This is a genomic window from Anaerorhabdus sp. (genome assembly GCF_036637135.1).
In the GTDB taxonomy this organism is placed as follows: Bacteria; Bacillota_I; Bacilli_A; order Erysipelotrichales; family Erysipelotrichaceae; genus Anaerorhabdus.
Genome location: NZ_JAVWNC010000004.1, coordinates 46,366 through 68,039, shown reverse-complemented (window position 1 = coordinate 68,039; position 21,674 = coordinate 46,366). Strand labels below are relative to the sequence as shown.

The following is a 21,674-nucleotide window of genomic DNA, read 5'->3' as shown; positions in this document are numbered from 1 at the left end:
TTTAAATTGACGTTCGTTGTTTAATTTCCTATTTAGTTTTCAAAGATCGTTCGCTAACACTTAGCAGTGTTTAGCAGTTTGTTACACCTGTGAGGTGCTTAACTATAATAACAAACCACCCGGTTACTGTCAACAACTTTTTGAACTTTTTTTAAACTTTTTTCGACTTTTTATTTCTATCTATAAAAACTCCTTATATATAAAGGTTTAGACTACTAAATCACCTATATATATTTTTCGATTTTTCAAACAAAAAGCACAACCAGTGTGCTATTGTTTCTGCATCTTTTGATACATCTTGTAATAACGATTAATAGTTTCATCATTAAAGGGATCTTCCATCTCTTTTATTCTGCGAATCAAATCTTGCATTTGTCCTTCAACAATTGTTTTAATATCATTGGAATAATTCATTTGTTGACCATGCTCTTCATATTCATCTTCATCCAATATCTCAATTAAGCCACTTGGGTAAAGTTTAATATCTAAATCATAATCAATGTTTTTAATCGCCTCACCATCATACAAACTTGGAGAAGCCAAATTACAATAATAATAAATACCTGTCTTTCGAATCATCGTAATAATATTAAACCATCTGTCTGGATAGAAGAAACAGATTGCCGGCTCACGTGTAAACCATTTACGTCCATCTGCCTCTGTAACCCACGTTTTGTTTGTAACCGCAACAATTTGTTTATCATTCGCTTCAATCACGAACCCTTTAGCCCATGTGCGATGTAAGGACCCATCATGTTTGAAACTTTGAATATATACCATCGACCCAATTGTAGGTAACATATACTATTCTCCTTCCAAAATCATTTAGCCCAAATAAAACCTCGTTCATTATATCACAATACATATCATGATTTAAATATTTAGAAAATAAAAACAAGGTGAGTTAATACCTTGTTTCTAAATTTATTTTACTCCAACAAACTTAAAACGTTCTGTTGCGTTCAATCGATGTACCAGTAGTGGCACAAGAATGGCAGCGATAATAAGTGTTACGAAATTATAACCGAAGTTATACCCCAACGAATAAATCCATGCTCCACTACTTCCCGCAACTTCATTAGCTGGCCAATAATAAACACCAGAAACCACTTGTCCTGCAAATCTTGCAAACATCGTTATTATCATCCCTACATATAGATTAGAAACTTTTCCTATTTTTGGGAATAAACTAGCAAGTCCACAAATTGCTGCAGGTATAATGTAATCAAGTGAATATTGAATAGGATTTAAATACCATTCATTCAATCCCATAAGTGACGAAACTAACCACCACATCAATCCTACCCCGAAACCTTTTTTCCATCCCAAATGATACGAAGCCATAAACACAGGCAATAATCCTAATGTAATGCTCCCTCCACTTGGCATTTGAAGTATAGGTATAAACTTACTCACATACTCCAATACTACTGATAATGCTACATATAATGCCATGTAGCTAAGATCTTTAACGTTAATTTTCATAAAAAAACACCTCCGATTGTTCAAAGGCGTAAGGATAAAAACTTAAGAACTCCCTACGCTAGTATTAACTAGATCAGGTGATAAGGGTTAACTCTCAGCACAATGTGCACCCCTGTTCACGGTCTTCATTATATCATTGATGATAATATGATACAATACTAGAATAAAGGAGTTAATTATGACTGATTATCCATTGTTAAATGCACAAGTAAAAGCATTATTAGAAGAACCCAATCAAATTGCAGCACTTTCTAATATATCCGCTTGTATAAATGAAACACTTACGAATATCAATTGGGTTGGATTTTATTTCCAAATCAATAACGAATTAGTGCTTGGACCATTCCAAGGTAAAGTAGCGTGCACACACATCCCATTAAATAGAGGTGTATGTGGTAAAGCTGCATCTACAAAAGAAACACAAGTAATTAAGAATGTCCACGAATTCGAAGGACATATTGCTTGCGATAGTGCATCAGAGAGTGAATTAGTTATTCCCATCAATGTTAATAATCAAGTTGTCGCATTATTAGACATTGATTCTCCATCTCTTTATCGTTTTAATGATAATGACGCAAAAGAATTTGAATTGATTTGTCATTTAATAAGTGAAGCTTATATTACCCACAACTGGGAATAAGCTTCTTTTTTTATAATTCCATGAATATTACTCCATTGATTGACCAATTAAAATTATCAACAAAATGGAAGACATCCTTGATTTAGCACAATAATGCCCTATTCAAAAGAAAAACAGGATAATCAATATCCTGTTCAAGATTTATTTACCGATATATTTCATATCGACTACGATTTTCAAAGCACCTTACCATCTCATCAATTGCAACATCGGCTCTAAATAATTTTACATCCGAATTTCCGATGCGCATTTCTCGTAATGCACCTTTTTCTTTTAGTTCTAATTCAACTAAAACAAATTCATCACTATCTACATCAATATCCAAGTATTTTTTCCATACTCTTCTGCCTTCTATTTCAACTGAAGCACCTTGAAGTAAGATAGGACGACAATCAGAACGGTATTCAGCTAAATGCATTGCTGTACAATTGTTAAAGCCAACACCAAGCAATAGCACATGTCCCTTAAGTTCATATAATCTAGCCGTTGGCGATTCTTCAGATAATGAAAAATGTAGCGAATGTCGATTACATAATAATTTTGCATATTTACCCCAAGCAACATAAGCACTGTTTGGATGATTCGAAATAACAGCACCATCTCTTCTTCTTAAGTTTTCGACAATAACACCCATCATCAAAACTTCAGATTCTTTTTTATGAAATGCTGGTGTATTTTCACGTATTGTATCAGCAAGACCTATTTCAACAGGTGGATTTTCCCAAAACGTTGGTTCTGTGTTATTACCACAATGCATCGGCATAAGGATAGTCCCACTATAACCAACAACATCAATTAATGCATCCACAACCGTTTGAGCTCCTCCAACAACATAACCAAAACTTGATAATGATCCATGAACTTCTAAAATCATACCGGGTTTTATCCCAAGTTCAATGAAATGTTTCATCAAGTCTTTCTTTGTTAATACTGTTGTCACAATCTTCTTACTTTTCACCGCTATCCCCTTTTTCCTTACCATGTGCAATCCTACTTGCAGCACTTGCTGCAATTGCACCTACTATATCATCTAGAAATGTATTGCATTGAGGGCCTATATGATTATTAAGCTTTGCAATAATCCCTGGCTTAACACGATCAATATAACCATAATTTGTTAATGCAATTGAACCGTAAATATTACATATACCATACGCAAGAACTTCATCTACTCCATAGAGTGAATAGTCTTGCATTAAAATTGATTCTAATTCTTTTGTTTGAAGTTTACCTTGTTCTGCCATTATATCCATATTAATACCAGTAACTATTGCATGTTGAACTTCACGCTTCGATATGACTTGTTTCACTGCATCCATAACTTCTTCAAGCGTTAAATCTGGGTAATAATCTTTTTGCAAAAGTTTCGCACAGTCCGCAATGTCTTCAAGCTCTACTCCGCGATCGCGAAATAGTTGAACACAAACATCGTACATTTTATTTACCTCTTAATTGGCATAGTTCAATCGCAACTTGAGCACCAACACGTGCGTTATTAAACACAAGTTGAATATTTGAATCTAAGCTCTTTCCACCAGTTAATTCTTTAATCTTCGCAAGCAAGAATGGTGTTGAATCTTTTCCATGAACTCCTTGTTTATTCATTTCTTCAATCGCCGAATTAATCGCGATATCCATTTCTTCTTTATTCATTGCATATTCTTCGGGAATTGGATTTGTCACAAGAACTCCACCATCAAGTCCCATTTCACGTTTTGCTAAAATTGCTTCCGCAATCTCTTTTTCACTGTCCATTTGGTAATCTACCATAAGTCCAGATGTTCTTGTGTAAAATGCTGCAAGTTCTTTTGTTTTATAACCTAATACTGGAACACCGAATGTTTCAAGGTATTCAAGTGTTAAAGGTAAGTCTAAAATTGCTTTAGCTCCTGCACAAATAACAGTTACATTGGTATGCGCAAGCTCTTGAAGATCTGCAGAAATATCAAATGTTTCTTGAGCACCTCTATGAACTCCACCAACGCCACCTGTTACAAATACTTCAATACCTGCTTTTGCTGCAAAAATCATGGTTGTCGCAACAGTTGTTGCTCCCCACAATTTTTTTGCCATAATTACAGGCAAATCACGGCGTGATACTTTTATAATACCTTGGCGTTTACCAAATTCTTCAATTTCTTCCGGTGTCATTCCAACAACACCTACTCCATCAATAATTCCAATCGTTGCTGGTACTACACCTTTTTCACGAAGTATCCCTTCAACTTCCAATGCTGTTTTCACGTTTTGGGGATATGGCATACCATGAGAAATAATAGTTGATTCTAACGCTACAACTGGTTGGTTATTTTCTAATGCTTTTTGTACTTCAGGATTTATTCTAATCATCATAATATTTTCCTCTCGATTTCTAATGTTTTAATTGTTTCTTCTATTAGTTTAACACATAATTCAGGATTCACAGTATGAATGCATGTAATTGTATTCACCGCTGCTGCTATCGCAAATTCTACTGCATTATCAATCATTTTACCATCCATTCTTGCATAGATATAGGCGGCTAAGAACGCATCTCCTCCACCCGTTGCATTTGCTACATCTACCATTTTATGTCTTACCCATATTTTATGGTTTTTATCCGCTGCAAGAACACCATCTTCTCCAAGACTTATGATTGGTTCATCTACACCTTGATTTAAATAGTTATCCAGCGTCGCAATAGCTGATGCTTCGTCAGTAATTTTGATATTCGTAAAAATTGTCGATTCATATTTATTCGGCTTAAAGATTGAAAATCGATTGAGAATCCCTTTCACTTTATCCGCTTTTGCAGTAGAAATTGGATCAATCGCAATTTTAGCACGTGTGTTTGTCGTAATATAATCAATTAAATCTTTTCTCAAATTGGTATCAATCACGAGTAAGTCATCTTCTTCTATTTGAGGTAAGATTGATGCCAACATCACATTGTCCATATGATTTAGAATGTCCATATCACTCATCGCTAAATGCATATCATGTTTTTCATCCAATATTGCTAAATAGATCGAAGACCTAGCATCGTGTACAACCTTTGATAATGAACAATTCATCCCGACATCTTCGCAATGCTTTTTTAACTGTATCCCATATAAATCATCCGCAAATATAGATATGAAGTAAACCTCTTTACCTAACCGCGTCAAATTCTCTGCTATATTGCGCCCAACACCACCAAACGATGTTGTAATAACTCCAGGATTTGAATCATACATTTGTAAAGGTTTAAAGCTAGCTCCACAAATATCTACATTGGCTCCCCCAATTACAAATACTCTATTCATACTTCACCTTTCAAACTTTCTTGTTGAAGTTTTACTTTCTTAGAAGCAACTGTTTTATTCGCAAAAGCTAATGCAGCCATTTTCAACGCTATTTCATCTTCTTGAATTACTGTAATACGCGTATCATCCTTTAAACTTGGATTAATCATTGCCATCGCTTGTTTAAGTGCATGTTCTTGTTCCTCACAAAAGAAATTATAAGCCCGATGCGTCCCTGTTAAATTCGCTTGAAAAAGAATACCATCCTTAACTTCTTGAATTGTCATTACTTGTTTTAAAATAGTTATTGCAATTAAGTATCCGAAATGAACACGATTATACTGTTTCTTTCTATTCGGTGCTGGTATCATCTTCCATTTTACATAATTATTAATCATCGATGGAGTTAAGATTTTATCTTCTTCAATCAAATTACCCACATATTTTTCAATCAAAGTAATAACTTGATCTTTATATAAATCCATATCAGGAAGTTCTTCCCATCGTGGTAAATGTACAGCATTAATTTGTTCACTCCACAATTCCAACTCTTTATTCATTATAATCCCTCGCTAATTTCTTATATTTTATCATACTTCTCTAACAAATTTCGCTATTTTTCGCTATAATATTGGAAGAAAGTAGGAACTAAGATGAAACGTCATGTACTCTTATTGGGTGGTTGTTGTATCGATGAAATACTAGAATGCGACCATCTCCCTCAATCAGGAGAAGATATACTTATTAAATCGAAACAAGTTCAACTTGGAGGATCTTGTCTCAATGTTGCAACTGTATTAAAACGTTGTGGTAAAGAACCTGTAATTTATTCCGCACTTGGTAATTCTGTATATTCACAATATAAAAACGAATTGCAAACTGAAGGGTTTGATTGCCGCTGTATTTATGAGCTCCAAGGACAAACAGGAACTTGTACAATTCTTATTGATTCTACAAAGGAGAGAACATTTTTAACATACAACGGAATTGAAGGACATTTTAACGAAGATAATATTCCTTTAGAGGTAATCGAAGAAACCGATTGGATTTACTTATCTGGTATTTTCCTTACTTACAAAGATGAATCACAAAAAATTGTTCCTTATTTAATGAGAATGATTCACCAAGGGAAACATGTGTTATTTGATTTAGGTTCTCTTGTTGATCAAATTGAAATCAACTTATTACGTGAATGTGTTGAATGCTCTTCTATTATAAAAGGAAATGAACATGAAATTGAAATTCTTATAGAACGACTAAAGTTATCTCATATCACCGATTTACTCAGTCCCGAATTAAGAATTATAATTAAGACATGTGGCGCACAAGGATCTATTACCTATCTTGATAAAAACATACTATCAATACCTAGTATTGATGTTGAGCCAATCGACACTACCGGATCAGGCGATAGTTTTGTAGGAGCATTTATATCAAGTATTATGGATAACTTATCCACCAAGGAAAGTTTAGAAATCGCATCACGTTTTGGTGCACTCGCAACAACACATCCAGGTGGTCGTCTTAAACTAAAAGAAAAATAAGGAAATCTCCTTATTTTTTTATTTTTATAGTAGTGGGTCTATTGTTTCATGATTAATTTGTTTCAAAGTTTCGCAACTCTTATCAAATTTAGCTTGGTCAACTTCATTTAAACCAAGTTTCACAATTTCACGTATACCTTCTCTATTAACTACCGCAGGGACACCAATATACAATCCCTTATGTCCATACTCACCATTTTGATATGCCGATACTGTAAGAATTACATTTTCATCATTTAAGATTGCTTGAACTAAACGATTTAGCGATAAACCAATACCATAATGTGTTGAATGCTTGCGCTTAACAATTTCATAACCTGCTTGTTGAACTTGTGTATAGATATCATGAAGATCACTTAAGTCGCTTTTCTTCTCATCTAATAATTCTAACAACGGTTTACATCCAACATAAGCATTGTTCCAAGGTACAAAACTTGTATCTCCATGTTCTCCCATAATATAGGCATGAATATTACTCGTTGAAATTGTTAAGTATTCACTCATCATAAATCTCAAACGCGCAGTATCTAATAAAGTACCCGTACCAATTACACGATGACTTGGTAATCCACTAACCTTTTGAGCAACATATGCCATACCATCAACCGGATTACTTGCGACAACAAGAATGCCATCAAATCCATTCTTCATCACATTTTCAGTTACATCTTTTAAAATAACAGTATCGCGTGCAGTTAAATCAATTCTTGTTTCATCTGGTCTTTGTGTAACACCAGCCGTAATCACAACAATTTGTGCACCTTTACAATCTGCGTATTCACCTGCTTTTACTGTAATATTATGACGTGCATAAGGAAGCCCATGTTGTAAATCCATCGCTTCACCAATTGCTTTTTCCTTATTAACATCAATTAATACTAATTCATCAAGACCACCCGTAGTTAAAAAACTATATGCCATACTCATTCCAACAGAACCTGTTCCTACAAGTACTACTTTTCTTTTTTCGTTCATTAATTTCCCCTCCGTTACTTGTTAGTAATTATATACTATTTCACAACCACGTACTACCCTTGCAAAGAAAAAAACTTATTGAATTTCCTTCAATAAGCTTAGACAATCACGTATACAAGATTCTACTTGATCTAATGTTCTTTCTGGTGACTGTAGAATCATGTAAGATTTCATTAATTGTTCTTTAAATTCTATTTGTTTCTTTTCACTTAAGGAATGCAAACTCACTTTACTCGTAGACATGATAACTTGTTTCAAAACTTCACTTTTTTGAAATAACTCATGTTCTTTTTTTACTTCATTCAACAAATCCAATAGTTTCCACGTTTTATTGTGTTCTGTTTGCATAATTTTTATACCACCAAAAGGAACATCCATTTCTTTTAGTTTATTTAAAAAATCCATCATTGTTTCTGTTGTAAATCCTTGCATGATCATAAACATTTCTTCATAAATACTATTTTCTTCAAAAACAGATTCTTCAATGAATACTTCTTCAAGTGTTTTATTTAAGTCTTCATCACGGATTGTTGATACATTCACTTTTGTTAATGACGAAAGATTTTTGTATGATTCCACCATTTCTTTCGGACATCCATATAATCTTATTTTTTTCATCTTCTTTTCCTCTAATATTAACTTTATTCTATCATACTATTTTGTTTTGATAAGTAGGATGCTTTTATTAGAGTATTGTTAATTTTATCTTCGATAAAATGGTTTCTATTTCTTGTAGTCTAGAATTGTCTAGTGTTTTAAGATGTTGAATCAAATAATTTTGCCAAGGAATTGATTTATCAAGTTCGCTAAAACATCTTTCATCCAATTTAATCTTCATATTAAACTTACCTATATCTGGAATTGCTACTTTCACAAATAGTGCAAGTTGATCACTTGTACAGGATTGATAGTATAGTAAATACTCATCATTATAGAATATATCATTTTCAAATAAATCCAAAAGATCCAATAATCCCACTTGATATTCAGTTAAATAACGAATTCTATCCTTTATTTCATTCATGACTCGCAAATTATCTAATAATTTTGTAAAATTTGTCGAATCATCAGTTTCTGTCAAAATCACATTGAACTTCTCATCAACGATTTTTTCATAAACGAGTAGTTCAGTATCTTCTTGGTAAAACATTTCGAACTGAGACTCAATTGTTTTCTTAAATAAATTTAGATACAGACCGATTTCTTTAGAAAACATTTGAAACATTTCTTTAAAAATTTCTTCTATCTTTAAATGATATCGAGTTGCATACATTTTTATCATGTTATTTTCGCTTTGACTTAAAAGTAAATCATCTTTCATCATCATGCGATTCGCAACGTATTGAATAAGACATAACTCACATATATTAATATTTAATAATTCAATTTCAATATCTTTACACACCTCATACATCTTAATTAATTCGTTAACTTGTTTACCAAATAGAAAACAAAAATCATTTTCAATTTTGAATCGTGTTAAATAATAACGAACTAAATCCGTACCATCACTCCCATACATATCATGATCAAGGGGTAGACCATCAATAAGTGGGTAGTCAAGATCCTCATTGGTGTGACAAACACAAAATTCACCACGATACGTATCTAGTGTTTTTAGGAATCGTGGAACTTGTTCATCCAAAATGCTATTATAACGCTCATTATTGATTCTAAGTCGATGTTTCAATAATTGTTCATGTATGTTTTTGATTTCATTAATATCATGATTTATTTCTAGTTGTCCTTTTGTATAGTAAAACTCGATGTTTTCAATGCCTAGATCATCTGCATTAAACAAACTATGGTTCACATAGTAACTAATTGTATCGATGACTTTTGTATAATTCTCTTTAGAAATAGAACTACTCTTTTTATGATTAAACTTTAATACTAAATTTTTTGATAAGTACTTGAGTTCCAATAATAATTCTTTGTAACGATTTGTTGATATGGATTGATTTGTTCTACATAATTCAATAGTTTGTAAGATATTTAGTTGACTCGCATTATTCGCCGTTAATATTGTCACGATTAGAATACCCTTCTTTCTTCAAATTTTGAATAATAGATTGGATTAAGTCTTTTTCCAAGACACCAAAATGTTCTATATATTCCTTATAACAAATCTTCACCAAATCCTCATCATCTAAATGCCAATCAAATTCCATCCGGATTTTATAATAGATTAAAATTGATGCTTTAAGCACTTCTAGTTTATTTGCATAACTTAAATAAGGAGATAACGTATAAGGCATAATGATTGAAAATAGCTTATTGTCATCAAATTCTAGACATTCTAAATGATTCAATACTTCTTTTTGATAACGTTGTAAATCATCTATCTCTTCTTCTGTTAATTCGAATCCCTTGGTCAATAAATACTCATTGATTGTTGAAATTGAGAAACTTACTTCTTCGTTTTTTTGAAGTTCCATATATCTCCTCCGACTATGTCCACTAGTTATACCACCACTAACAACCCGTTACAACTCTTGAAAAAAAGCTTATTTTATGGTAATATAAACATGTAAAAAGAAGAGAATCTATCATTTATTTGATGAATTCTCTTCTTTTATTTCATGTATTGCTAATTTTAATAATTCCTTTGAATTTTCATATGTTAATTTTTGGATTGATTCTTCATACGATAATAAGTATAGTTGATCAATCTCATTTTGTTGCTTCGCTTCTTGTTGATGCTCATAATATGCAAGAAAGTACGTGACATGTTTCATCACATTATATTCTTTCTCATATTGAACTTTTTGATAGAATCCTGGAATAATTTTCGCATTAATAGAAGTTTCTTCTAATACTTCTCTTAATGCTGTTTCTTCTTCGGTTTCATTTAATTCAATATGTCCTTTTGGAAACCCAATATGTCCATCTGTTTCTTGTACCAAAATAAAATAAGGATGATGTTCTATCATTGTATATAGAATCGCCCCTGCTGCATATTCATGATTCACTATTATTTACCCCCGTCAACATTAAACATTCAACTTAAACTGAATACCGATGGAATCAAATAAATTTTTAATTCCTTGTATTTATTTATCGCGAATAGACAAAATCATTTTTATATCATCTAAATCTTTATTATTTCTAACCTCAATCAATATTGAAATGCCTTCCATATAGACTTTTGCATCCATCACCTTTTGTTTATTTATATCTGCTACCCTGCTTTTTAAAATATCATTTACTATTTTTGTTCCAAAATTAATTGTCACAATAAAGTAGTCTTTGTTTGGCAATAAGAATACAATGTTTCTTCCTTTATTCTCAGATACCCTTAAACACCAGCCTGCACTTTTACTGTAGAATTTCCATTCCTTTATTATATTACCATAATTCTCTTGAATGTAATTTATAAACCCCTGCCATTCCTTATTTTGTTTCCCTAACACTTGTTGTAACTCTAATTCTGTTGGTTTCGATGATTTATCATCAAATATACTTTTAGACATGATCCTATTTCTCCTTTGTGATTAATTTGTAACATATCTATTTTCGAGTCTTCAAGTTCTTAATCACTAACACGCATATACTTTTCTTATTTATTGAAATTTTATACCTTGCCGTTTATGACATAATTCTAATTAGCTTAACCACACATTCCACATGTGTCGATACGACAGGCTCAATGTCGTTACTATTTTACCGTTTACGGAAACAAGTCCATAGCCTTTTTGTAATTGAGTCGTTTGTGGGAATATGTCTGTGAAATTGAAATTTATCTCTCTAAATCAATATCTATTTTGTACTCGTCATCAATAAGTATATAATTAACTTCGTGTGCGATGGCGTGTTCCAAGACTTGCCTATTATCTTCTATCACTGAATCCAAAGTACAACAAACATCATCAAAACGACTTTCGATTATACTTGCATAGCTTTTTATATCTGCAAAATTATTTCTAATATAATCCTCACTCATTACAAGACAATAATATTTGATACTATCAAGATACTCTTTTTCAAAATCTTTCGCCCAATCAAATGGAATATAACAGCCTTCCACAATCAAATTCTGCTTATTTTCTATTGCTGTCTTAATCATTTCACGAACAATCGCCCACAAATATGCTGTTAAATCTGAATCATCACTTGTTGGGGTAAGTTCCGTGTTGCCACTTCTTATTAAACCCATCTTCAAATGGTCTATTGAAAAATATGGATATTTATATTTTTCAAGCAGCTTCTGTGACAATGCTGTTTTTCCTGTATGTGAAGCTCCTGCTATCAAAATAATCATAATCTAACCTCCCTGTAAAATTCAAATTTCCCGTTTACTCTTCTCTAACTTTCTCTTCCAACTCAAGTAAATATCTCTCATAGTCAGACATAAACAGCCTGTCCTGCCCATTTTCGGAACTGCACTGCACGTTCATTATTTACTTTGATATCAAATATACTTATCTCCAGTTGAATACTTATTTTCGAATCAGGCTGACAACACACTCCACGTGCAGAGAGTAGCCGATTTAGATGTAGTCTAAACATCCAATGATAGCATGGTTTTCTATGTGACATCTATCCCACTGTCACTACATGCCTGAGTCTTTTTAAATGATGCCCAGAAAAAAATTTTTATATCTTACGTTAGTGGCAACACCTCGACCATTTATTTGTTATTTTGAGGTATGCCGAATTACCTCAACCCTTTCGAGGTTCTTAGAACTTTTCGAGACTTGAACTTTCTTTTAGAATCGCCGCTATGCTTCCTCATAATACTGTGAAAGTACGCATACAGCTAGATTTAGAGTTTTTTTACAAGGAATCATTTATTTTCTTTACGAATTTTTCCACACCTTGATCGATAATTTCAATCAATGAAGTTTGATCGTCAAAATTTGGTGTGTTCGTCAAGATGCATTCAATGATAGCATCTGAATTATTATTATCGTGGAAAAAATTTAGGTCCTCACCATAAATATTACTGTTAAGACTACCCATGTAACTTTTTCTAACATCTCTGTTCCGAGCTGAAAGCCATGCTTCAAAATTTCCTTTTTTGTGTACATAAACAATGGCTATTTTTAAACCTTTATCCTTTAGCGATTTTGTGCTCAATGAAAAATAAGACATATCCATGTAGCCTTGATATACACTGCTCACATCGTAATGAGTGTATTTTCTAATAAACTCGGTTCTTAATCTGCTTAAAAACTCAAAAATTCCTTTGTATGCAATTTGTATTTCTCCCTGTTGCAAATGATGTGTATACCCCTTAATTAGCTCATTTAGAGTCTTCATATTTGCCTCCAACTCTTTAGGCATAATCCTGATGCCTATTAAGGGCTTAATATCATTCAGAACCGATTTATCTTTAACCTCGATCATCAGCCATCTCCCCATGGTCGAATAGGCGGATTTTTCATAGAGTTTTTTTACAGATTCTGAAAACAGAGCAGCTTCCATATCATGCCTTACTTTCTCCTCCTCTTTTGGTCCAACAACAATAAGGGCTATAAAATAGCCCTCCATTGGATAGAAGGTGCAAAGGGCCTTCCTGCTTTTTCTGTATTTCACATTCCATCCCGGTTGTAAAGAGTCTTTGCTGTAGTCCAACTGTCGTTTAGGCTTATAGGTTTTTTCAAGATATAAAACCAGTTCATCCCAAATAGGCTTTGTTTCCCCAATATAATTTCTAATATCCGCAATCGAAGGCATCTGGTCTATTTTAAATAACTCATTCCACTTCATTATTTACCTCCCACTTTCAAAGGCTTCGAGTTCCCATAGTATTAACCTCGTACGCAATGTTCAATTCATCCTCCAGCTGAAATACATAAATCATCATGAATTCATAGGGTCTGCCAGATGCGATTTTGTAACCGTGTTTATCTTTTCGTGACAGCAACACCACCGTTTCTACGTGACCAATTTGATCTAAATGAGTTGTGAAGCAATCTATCCCCTCATTTACTTTCATTTTGAATGGGAGCAATCCCTCCTCATAATACTTTAACTTACTATGACAGTATTAAAGCTCTATGCTTGATCTGTCTTCATTTTTACCTCAAATATTGAACCCTCTCTGCGGTATCCAAGTTTTTCGTAATACGGATCGACATCACTCATAACATAGACGGGTTGACCAGGAAAATCTTGGCATACCCGTTCCATTAAGCTTTTTCCAATTTGCCTTCCACGATATGTTTTTCTTACAAGTAAATCATATACATAAACACCAAAACCATCATCTTCCCGACAGCGTACAAAACCGCACACAAACGTATCCTCGCTAGCTATATAAGTGATGCTTGATTCAAGAGCTCTCATGTATTTATCCCGACCGGCTTCCCCATAGTAATCACTCCACTCATCTCCCTCATCGATGAGCAAATCAAAAAGCAAGGTTTCATCGTCCTTGCTGTATTCCTTAATCTCCATATATCCACCACCTATTTTATGTTTTTCCTGAAATCAGCCCGCAAGAAAACTGCCTCAAACATTTCATCCGAGCACTCGCGGAGCTATGACATCTACCCTGACCAATTGACTATCAAAAAACACTCTTGAGGACTTATCTCCTCGACACGTAAAAATCATCTTTTTCCCACATTAGATTTCACACCCATGTGTACTAAGAACAATGATATCTTTAGTCCTTTAATTTTTCATCTTTGACACCAATACGACTGTCTCAGGAAACATATCCATTATTAAAGGCTTATATAAATGCCATTCCACGTTATCTTTGTTTTCCTTATATCAAATATTGTAGCGATAAAGCAACTAGTGATAAGCACCGATTAAAAAAGATAATCATAGTAACGAATATCGGTTATATCCATCTTATTAGTTTCATGGTGACGTATAAGATAATTATTTTTCCTGATAAATGTTTCTTATCTAATATTGTATAGTGAGTTTTTAAGCCTCAAATGCATCCCATATTTTTTCAATAGAATATGTCTTTTCTTGAGGCGCCCTTATACCATATCTTTCAGAGTATAATCCCATAAGGCATCTCTTTAAATATGTTTATGTATCCAGTTATTAAAGCACAAAAGAACAAAACTATTGAATTGACTATTTTTTCCTTACATCATTGCTCCTTCATAATCCATTTAATTATATCAATTGTTGTAGCCATTTCCAATCCAGCAACACCATCACAGTAGGATTTGAGAAGAATTCTAATGATTGATTACGCTAAGATCAAATACTAAAAGGAATGGATTTTACCTTAGTGAGGGGCTAGAAGTGTATGAAATAAGGAGTGAATTATGGGGACACTTCGTTTAGATGAGAATAGAAGCGAGATTTATTACGAAGAAGTATTCATCTAGTTCTTTTGTTATTTAAGGGGGAAGTTTTGCACCAAGAAAGGCATGTGAAAAAGTTTAAGGGGTTACAAAGAAAAGTCTCACACAAACAAACTTTCGTGCGAGACTTTGCCATAGTAATAACTTTCTTTTCTGTTTTTTGATTCTTACTGGACTTTTGCTTTAATAATACTCACATCATAAGTTCCAACAGGATAGCTGTGGCCAACCAACTGTTCCATCATGGTATTGAATGTTATATGGTCTTCTAGAATTACAAGCTTATCAAAGCTGAAAACATATTCTGCAAATTCATCCAGATCCATGAGGAAGGCTTCTCGCGCTATCAAATTGGCTGAATAGAGATAATAACTCCCTACAAAACCAGTATAATAACTGTTTACGCGATCAATATCTGTTGATACTACAAGGACTCGGTCATCATTGAGCTGGAATTCATGACCTGATGCCTCCATAAATTGAGCTGAAATCGAGTTATGAAAATTTTGATTATGGTATTTCATTCCATTAGTTTCAGATAACAGCATTAAAACCACAAAGAAAGCTAACATAATCGCCGACATTTGATAAATTTGTTTGCTGTAAATGGAGCTGAAACTCCGATAATTACGCTTAGCTAGATTTTGTTCTTTAAAAGAATAATCTATTTCCCTGACCAAGCCATAAAAAGCTAACCCAAAAATAAAGATAATCATACTGGAAGTATAGCGTTCAATACCAGCTAGCTGAATAGCCTCCTCAGTCGGCATAGAGAATAGAAACATTATTAAAATCCCAAAATAATAGATAATATATGTAGCGTTCCCCAGAATTAATAACTTCCATAGAGAATTTGGTCGCTTGATTTTAAATCGAATAATTAAATAAGCGACAAGTAAAACCAAGTTAAAAACCAACAAACCCTGGCTCGAAATATTAGCTAAGTTAAAAAAGTATGCCCACATTTTCTTTAAAATGCCTATGATAACAGAAGAATCTTTGGCATTGAAAATGGATTGGTAAGAAATTAAACTGACTTCATGCTTTGTTACTGGGAAAGTAGCCTTAACATAGTTGTTCCATATAAGAATTGGAGATAGAGATAAAAATAAGGTTCCTAAAGCCAGCAAGATAAGTTTGGCCTTGTTTTTGACAAGTGAGTGGACCTGGGTAAGCGTAATAAGATAATAAATCCAGACTAAGACCGCAAACATCAAGCCACTCGTTTTAACCAGGCACAGAACGGACGTAGTTAAGAAAACTAAAAAGGACATCCGGCGTAAATCATGTCGTTGGCTGTAAACAATCGCAATCCCAGCCAATGCAAGAACAGGCAAAATAAAATCTACCAAGAGATTATTCATGCGAATCGATATATTGAAGTAATTCATAAGAGCTATAGCTGCCATCATCAGATTGACCAGCATAATCCGGGACCGGTCACGAATCATGGCAAACATGCCATAAAGGCCAGAAACAATCAAGCTGAATTGCCCTAATAACATAACATTATCATAGAAACCAGCAACCCTTACTGCATAATAAACAAAAAGTGAACTCCCCATAGGATAGGAAGTATAAGAAATAATAGAATCTTGGATTGTCGGTAAATGCCCTTGAGTAAACAAATATTTTACAATTATTGCCCAATGAGAGAAATTATCGTAGTGTTCTAAATTAGTCTGCCACAAATTGGTCCCTAGAATAAAGATATAAAAGAGCATCCACAAGGACGGCCAAAAATAGTCATTGATATTAAATTTCCTATGACGCAAAAGTAGAATTAAATGGTAGAAACCATAAAGGGTTGACAAGACGAAAATGATATCTGCCACCGGCTCTAAATAACCAACAAAAGCCGCTATATACAAACTTAAGATGAGGCTACAATTAAAAGCCAAGAGGGCAAAAGCTTTGTGAATTTTTAATTGATTAAGAAAAAAGCATCTTCCCCCATAAAGGGAAAGCAGAAATAAACTAAAGCGTAACAAAATTAGTAACATTGCCTTCCTCCCCTTTTTCTAACCAACTATCTATTAAAGACTCTAAGTTTTCATCCGCTAGGACCTCTTCTAAGTTTTCCAACTTATAATAATAGATCTCACCCTGCTTCTTGTCTAAAACTAACTCAAAATCGATGCTAGATAAGTTAAGCACCAAATGATCCGGCATTGGATTGCCTGCGTTGGAAAAGATCGTCATATTTTCGTAATCAAAACTTTGTAGGATAACATGGTAGTCCCCTAAGTCAACCCGCTCATTCAACTTAATTAACGGTCGTGTTGGAAGTTTGATAGAATCCTTTGTTTGCGACCGCTTAAAATGGTGAACCAAAGTGTTCGACAAGCGATCAATTGGTGTCCACCAAGGATCTCTAAAGCGCGGTAAAAGCTGATTGAAACCATCATAAATGATCTGCAGATAAATCCGATAATCTTCCTCAGTCATTTCTTCTAAATGGACCCCGTAGAGCCAAGCCCCTTTCTGTTCAATGACTCGAACAATTTTGCCTCTTAAAAGCAAATCATGGTCGTCACGCTTTAATTGAAACTCTAAAATCTGATCAGGATTGATATAAACTGGACGCTTTAATAGAAAAGACAAACCCATATCTGAAATATCACGAATTACTGTTTCATGCCACAGACTTAAACCTGCAGCCCTTACTCGAATAGGTAAATCACGCGCAAAACGCTCTTCCTTCCGATAAATTGGACGCCCTAGAAAAAAGAGCACAGCAAAAGTAAGATTAAAAATATGAACCAAAAGCCAAAATGAAACTACACTCCCATAGGCAATTTCTGACCCGTATTTATTGAAATTAAAACGAATAAAACCAACAATACATAGTATCAACAAGATAAGATGTGGTAGCATCAACAGCGCTCGAGCGGAGGAATCCTGATTGGCCTTACTGGTTACCTTAAACTTCTGTTCCCGCAAACCAAGACTTTCCAATATTACAGGCATCACCATATAGGGCGCAAGGATAGTTTCTTGCACTTCACCCCAACTGGCTGTTCGAATATCACTAGCAACTAGACGCATGGACAGCTGAAGCAAGAAATAACCCGGCAACCAGAATACCAACAACTGCCAAATATTAGTATCTACAACCCGGGTATCGAAGACGGTGAAAAGAATCGGAGCCAGGATGAAAATAATTCGTCTAAGGAAGGACCACCAATATAAATAACTATTAATAAAGACCATCTTCTGTCCCAAAGTCAAATTTTTATTGGTGAATATTTTTAGATTACTGATACTTCGAACCACTCCTCTGGCCCACCGAATCCGTTGTTTAAACATTGTCGAAATATCCATAGGAGTCAACCCACTAGCCAACGGTTCTAAAGTGGAAATTGACCGATAACCCATGCTGTTAATCAAGGCACCCAATTCAAAGTCTTCCGTCACTGTATCCGTTGGAAATCCGCCCGCCTCTTCGATAGCCTGGCGCGATAAGACTGTATTTGACCCCGTATAAACCGCTGCATCATGAGCATTATTCAAGACATTAACTTCCCGAGAAAAGAAATCTTGTTCATTAGGTAAGTCGTTTTCCGAATAAAAATTAAATTGAAACAAGTCAGGATTATAGAAACTCTGTGGCGTTTGGACGAAACCTAAAGGCTTGTCATCTTGTTTTTGGTTGATAAAATAAGGGACTGTTTCTAAGAGAAAATTAGAATAGGGTATCATATCGGCATCAAAAGTCGCAATCAGTGGTGACTGAGTCTTAGACATGGCATGATTTAAGTTCCCCGACTTAGCTTCCTTATTCTCCTCCATTCCAAGATAATGAATGTTAAATTGTTGAGCTAAGTGGAACACTTCCTTTCGATTTGTATCATCCGCTAAATAAATATGGACCTTAGACTTGTCGGGATACTTCATATTCACACAAGCATTCACCGTTTTATATAATAACTCCACATCTTCATTATGTGTCGCAATAAAAACATCTATATCTAAAAAATCTTGGTCCGAGATTATAGGCTTAGCAATTTCCTTGGCTTTAAATTTACTCCAGATAAAGATTCCAGCGGTAAGACTTGATATGGCCTCACATATTAATAAAAGGATGCCAAATAATATAGCAAACCAAGACTCTTTATAAGGCAAGGTAGCCACTGCCCGCCAAACAATATACAAAATCGAAGTGATTAAGGTTAAAATAAATAAAATCCGATACTTCTTGTTCATAGGCTTACTCCTTGAAAACAAAATATTTCTGAATAAAGAAAGAAGCTAAAAATAATGCACTGTCGACAGAGACTTTAACCCAGACCGTATCTGATACTCTTAGAAACTGGGTTATTAAATAAACCAACCCACTCGAAGCGCCAATCTGGATAATTACCAAAGAGAAATATTTCATCAAACTCGATGTGGACTGACTACTGAAAACATGCTTGTTGTTAATATAATAATTAAAGCTAGAAGAAATTGAACGTGCGGCAAAGGAGGCAATTGAAATAGTTCCTAAATTTACCCCAACTAACCAACGAATAAGCAAAGAATACGCTAGTATATCTAATAGAAAAGACAAAACAGACGACAGAAAATATTTAACAAACACGCTATAAATTTTAATCGAATCAGAAAACACTCGAAAATGGGAAGAACTATTATCCTCGATATAAATCGTTTCTATTGCTTGCATCACAATCGGGATTTTATGTACTTTTGTCGCTAAAAGCATCTGAGTTTCAAATTCAAAACGTTCCCCTTTTACTCGTAGTAACGCTGGCATAAAGTAACGTGGAATAACGCGCAACCCTGTTTGGCTATCTTCTATATTAATACCGGTTGCTAGGTTCAATACATTGCGCGTTAAGACATTACCAAACTTACTTTTCATGGGAACACCCCGCAAGAAAGTACGTGTTCCTAGAATAAGAGCTTGAGAGTTTTGTTTGGCAGCTTGAATACAGGCTAGCATATCAGAAACAGTATGCTGACCATCCGAATCAATGGTTACCATAAATTCAATTTCCGACCGCTCATTTAGGATATGACGCATGGCTGTTTTAAGGGCTGCCCCTTTACCAAGATTAACCTCATGTTTTAATAAAGTGACTTGATAATTAAGACACTCTTGAAAAACTTCATCGTATTCAGCACTAGAACCATCATTAATAATATAAATCGGAATTGTTCTTTGAGTTTGTCGAATTGATTGTAATAGCTGAATAAGTTTATAGTCTGGTTCAAGTGATGGGATAACGATGACAAATCCATTCATTAACTTTACCTCTTTCTGAGATGACTTACACTAAATTAAAGTGTGGATTAAAATTCTTTTCATAGAATTTAGTTAATTACATATAAAGTAAGAATCTTCCTCTGGAGTTGCTGGTGATTCTAAAATTCTCATTCCTCTTCCCATTTACATTTTTCCTTAAATACACAACAATAAAGAATCCTCAATTACCAAGTAAATTAAGCTATTAATTCTATATAATTTATTTTGTATACAAATGGCTTATCTTATCTAGTAATCTTTATGCACTAGTGCGATTTTTCAATATAACATTTATTACCCTGTAAAATGAGATTTTTAAATCCGTCTTTTGGACAATAGTATTCTATAGTTAGAGTGTCCTTTCGAATATTTTCAATAGGACCACACATCGCAAAACTACCGTAGGGAATAACACTGTATCCGTAGGGACAGCTAAATTCCGTATCCATTTCTTGAGTGTGAATCCCTATGCATCTACTACCATCCACTGTATATCCTGCGGGACAAGAATACTCAAGTTTACTTAAAGGTTGATTATTTGGATCTAAGAACGACCAAGAATTCCCTTCACAATACGCATGTGTAGATGTTATTGCTAGCTTTGGATTATCAACAGATACTATTCCATCGCATGTAAAAGTTGCTTCAGTTTTCACATTATTCGTAAAGTCTTTACAATAGCCGATTTCGCCCCCGAAACCAGCACGGTAGTATTTATATCCACTTGGACAAACACCAATGGCGTGCGTTTTGGTTGGTTGAGGGTACCAGCAGTCTCCATTACGCATAACTCCCCCGTTTATACAAACCGTCTCGTAATCAGCCGCAAAATTAAGCATTTTTTCACACTTCCCATTACTTTCCACATGTCCATCTGTACACACTTTTATATTAGTTGCGTTGATACTTTCTACGTCCCAACACCTTCCGGTGTCTTCCCAAAATCCAAACTTTTCGTATACACCACATTTGTAGTTTTACCACGCGTTCATATAAAACTCAAGTTTTTCTTCTCTATCAACCGTGTCAGTATTACTTTCTCCGGCAATTTCACTGCTTGGAGCATCCGATTGAGGTGGCGTTGACACTGATGTGTTTTCTCCTTCGCCAATTGGACTATTGTTGTGCGCCTCTGTTTGAGGCGGTGTTGATACTGAGGGATTTGTTCCTTCACCTCCAGGTCTACTGCTTGGAGCATCCGATTGAGGTGGCGTTGACACTGATGTGTTTTCTCCTTCG

Annotated in this window: 23 protein-coding genes and 1 riboswitch; of the genes, 2 read left to right on the top strand and 21 right to left on the bottom strand. The window is 34.3% G+C overall.

Annotation, left to right across the window (positions count from 1 at the left end; all coding sequences use genetic code 11):
* Positions 1 to 270 precede the first annotated feature (270 nt).
* Together RR643_RS01415 and RR643_RS01410 are read right to left on the bottom strand one after the other, a co-directional pair.
* A complete protein-coding gene (locus RR643_RS01415) occupies positions 271 to 801 on the bottom strand; it encodes a DUF402 domain-containing protein (protein WP_332470186.1) in 531 nt (176 codons plus the stop codon).
* 123 nt (positions 802 to 924) lie between these two features.
* Positions 925 to 1,485 (bottom strand): energy-coupled thiamine transporter ThiT, encoded by a 561-nt coding sequence (locus tag RR643_RS01410; RefSeq protein WP_332482099.1) that lies wholly within the window; start codon positions 1,483 to 1,485, stop codon positions 925 to 927.
* 33 nt (positions 1,486 to 1,518) lie between these two features.
* Positions 1,519 to 1,609, bottom strand: a riboswitch (TPP riboswitch).
* A gap of 54 nt (positions 1,610 to 1,663) precedes the next feature.
* Here RR643_RS01410 and RR643_RS01405 point away from each other — a divergent pair.
* A complete protein-coding gene (locus RR643_RS01405) occupies positions 1,664 to 2,125 on the top strand; it encodes a GAF domain-containing protein (RefSeq protein WP_332470184.1) in 462 nt (153 codons plus the stop codon).
* Between the two features lie 145 nt (positions 2,126 to 2,270).
* Here the strand turns inward: RR643_RS01405 and RR643_RS01400 are convergent, their stop codons facing one another.
* Genes RR643_RS01400 through RR643_RS01380 form a run of 5 tightly spaced genes read right to left on the bottom strand, consistent with a single transcriptional unit; the run spans position 2,271 to position 5,948 of the window.
* On the bottom strand, positions 2,271 to 3,083 hold the full coding sequence (locus tag RR643_RS01400) for an aminoglycoside N(3)-acetyltransferase (RefSeq protein ID WP_332470183.1): 813 nt from the start codon (positions 3,081 to 3,083) through the stop codon (positions 2,271 to 2,273).
* Positions 3,073 to 3,561 (bottom strand): phosphatidylglycerophosphatase A family protein, encoded by a 489-nt coding sequence (locus tag RR643_RS01395; RefSeq protein WP_332470182.1) that lies wholly within the window; start codon positions 3,559 to 3,561, stop codon positions 3,073 to 3,075. The genes RR643_RS01400 and RR643_RS01395 overlap by 11 nt, the downstream gene beginning before the upstream one ends.
* A 1-nt stretch (position 3,562) precedes the next feature.
* A complete protein-coding gene (locus tag RR643_RS01390) occupies positions 3,563 to 4,477 on the bottom strand; it encodes a pseudouridine-5'-phosphate glycosidase (RefSeq protein WP_332482098.1) in 915 nt (304 codons plus the stop codon).
* Positions 4,474 to 5,409 carry a carbohydrate kinase family protein gene (locus tag RR643_RS01385; protein ID WP_332470180.1) on the bottom strand — a complete coding sequence of 312 codons (936 nt, stop codon included), beginning with the start codon at positions 5,407 to 5,409 and terminating at the stop codon, positions 4,474 to 4,476. The genes RR643_RS01390 and RR643_RS01385 overlap by 4 nt, the downstream gene beginning before the upstream one ends.
* A complete protein-coding gene (locus RR643_RS01380; protein ID WP_332470179.1) occupies positions 5,406 to 5,948 on the bottom strand; it encodes a DUF1836 domain-containing protein in 543 nt (180 codons plus the stop codon). The genes RR643_RS01385 and RR643_RS01380 overlap by 4 nt, the downstream gene beginning before the upstream one ends.
* Positions 5,949 to 6,041: 93 nt before the next feature.
* Here RR643_RS01380 and RR643_RS01375 point away from each other — a divergent pair, with 93 nt between their 5' ends.
* On the top strand, positions 6,042 to 6,932 hold the full coding sequence (locus RR643_RS01375) for a carbohydrate kinase family protein (RefSeq protein ID WP_332482097.1): 891 nt from the start codon (positions 6,042 to 6,044) through the stop codon (positions 6,930 to 6,932).
* A gap of 24 nt (positions 6,933 to 6,956) precedes the next feature.
* Here the strand turns inward: RR643_RS01375 and RR643_RS01370 are convergent, their stop codons facing one another.
* From RR643_RS01370 to RR643_RS01305, 14 genes are all read right to left on the bottom strand, one after another.
* On the bottom strand, positions 6,957 to 7,907 hold the full coding sequence (locus RR643_RS01370; RefSeq protein WP_332482096.1) for an L-lactate dehydrogenase: 951 nt from the start codon (positions 7,905 to 7,907) through the stop codon (positions 6,957 to 6,959).
* A 75-nt stretch (positions 7,908 to 7,982) separates the two neighbouring features.
* On the bottom strand, positions 7,983 to 8,525 hold the full coding sequence (locus RR643_RS01365) for a DUF3783 domain-containing protein (protein WP_332472707.1): 543 nt from the start codon (positions 8,523 to 8,525) through the stop codon (positions 7,983 to 7,985).
* Positions 8,526 to 8,592: 67 nt separating this feature from the next.
* Complete coding sequence (locus tag RR643_RS01360) at positions 8,593 to 9,939, bottom strand: DUF6179 domain-containing protein (RefSeq protein ID WP_332482095.1); 1,347 nt, start codon at positions 9,937 to 9,939, stop codon at positions 8,593 to 8,595.
* Entirely contained in the window at positions 9,917 to 10,345 is a 429-nt protein-coding gene (locus tag RR643_RS01355; protein WP_332472705.1) for a DUF6323 family protein, read from the bottom strand. The genes RR643_RS01360 and RR643_RS01355 overlap by 23 nt, the downstream gene beginning before the upstream one ends.
* A 111-nt stretch (positions 10,346 to 10,456) precedes the next feature.
* A complete protein-coding gene (locus tag RR643_RS01350) occupies positions 10,457 to 10,879 on the bottom strand; it encodes a bis(5'-nucleosyl)-tetraphosphatase (protein WP_332482094.1) in 423 nt (140 codons plus the stop codon).
* Between the two features lie 81 nt (positions 10,880 to 10,960).
* Positions 10,961 to 11,380, bottom strand: a complete 420-nt coding sequence (locus RR643_RS01345) for a DUF3788 family protein (protein ID WP_332482093.1) — start codon at positions 11,378 to 11,380, stop codon at positions 10,961 to 10,963.
* 266 nt (positions 11,381 to 11,646) lie between these two features.
* Complete coding sequence (locus RR643_RS01340) at positions 11,647 to 12,168, bottom strand: zeta toxin family protein (protein WP_332482092.1); 522 nt, start codon at positions 12,166 to 12,168, stop codon at positions 11,647 to 11,649.
* A gap of 515 nt (positions 12,169 to 12,683) precedes the next feature.
* A complete protein-coding gene (locus RR643_RS01335; protein WP_332482091.1) occupies positions 12,684 to 13,619 on the bottom strand; it encodes a DUF3788 domain-containing protein in 936 nt (311 codons plus the stop codon).
* Between the two features lie 288 nt (positions 13,620 to 13,907).
* Positions 13,908 to 14,309, bottom strand: a complete 402-nt coding sequence (locus tag RR643_RS01330) for a GNAT family N-acetyltransferase (protein ID WP_332482090.1) — start codon at positions 14,307 to 14,309, stop codon at positions 13,908 to 13,910.
* A gap of 1,045 nt (positions 14,310 to 15,354) precedes the next feature.
* Positions 15,355 to 17,190: a hypothetical protein gene (locus RR643_RS01325; RefSeq protein WP_332482089.1), complete on the bottom strand. Its 1,836-nt coding sequence runs from the start codon at positions 17,188 to 17,190 to the stop codon at positions 15,355 to 15,357.
* Positions 17,165 to 19,393 carry a glycosyltransferase gene (locus RR643_RS01320; RefSeq protein ID WP_332482088.1) on the bottom strand — a complete coding sequence of 743 codons (2,229 nt, stop codon included), beginning with the start codon at positions 19,391 to 19,393 and terminating at the stop codon, positions 17,165 to 17,167. Before RR643_RS01320 ends, RR643_RS01325 begins: the two co-directional genes overlap by 26 nt.
* 4 nt (positions 19,394 to 19,397) lie before the next feature.
* A complete protein-coding gene (locus RR643_RS01315; RefSeq protein WP_332482087.1) occupies positions 19,398 to 20,435 on the bottom strand; it encodes a bifunctional glycosyltransferase family 2/GtrA family protein in 1,038 nt (345 codons plus the stop codon).
* Between the two features lie 266 nt (positions 20,436 to 20,701).
* Complete coding sequence (locus tag RR643_RS01310; protein ID WP_332482086.1) at positions 20,702 to 21,274, bottom strand: hypothetical protein; 573 nt, start codon at positions 21,272 to 21,274, stop codon at positions 20,702 to 20,704.
* A gap of 138 nt (positions 21,275 to 21,412) precedes the next feature.
* The coding region (locus RR643_RS01305) for a hypothetical protein (RefSeq protein ID WP_332482085.1) at positions 21,413 to 21,674 on the bottom strand (262 nt) is incomplete at its 5' end.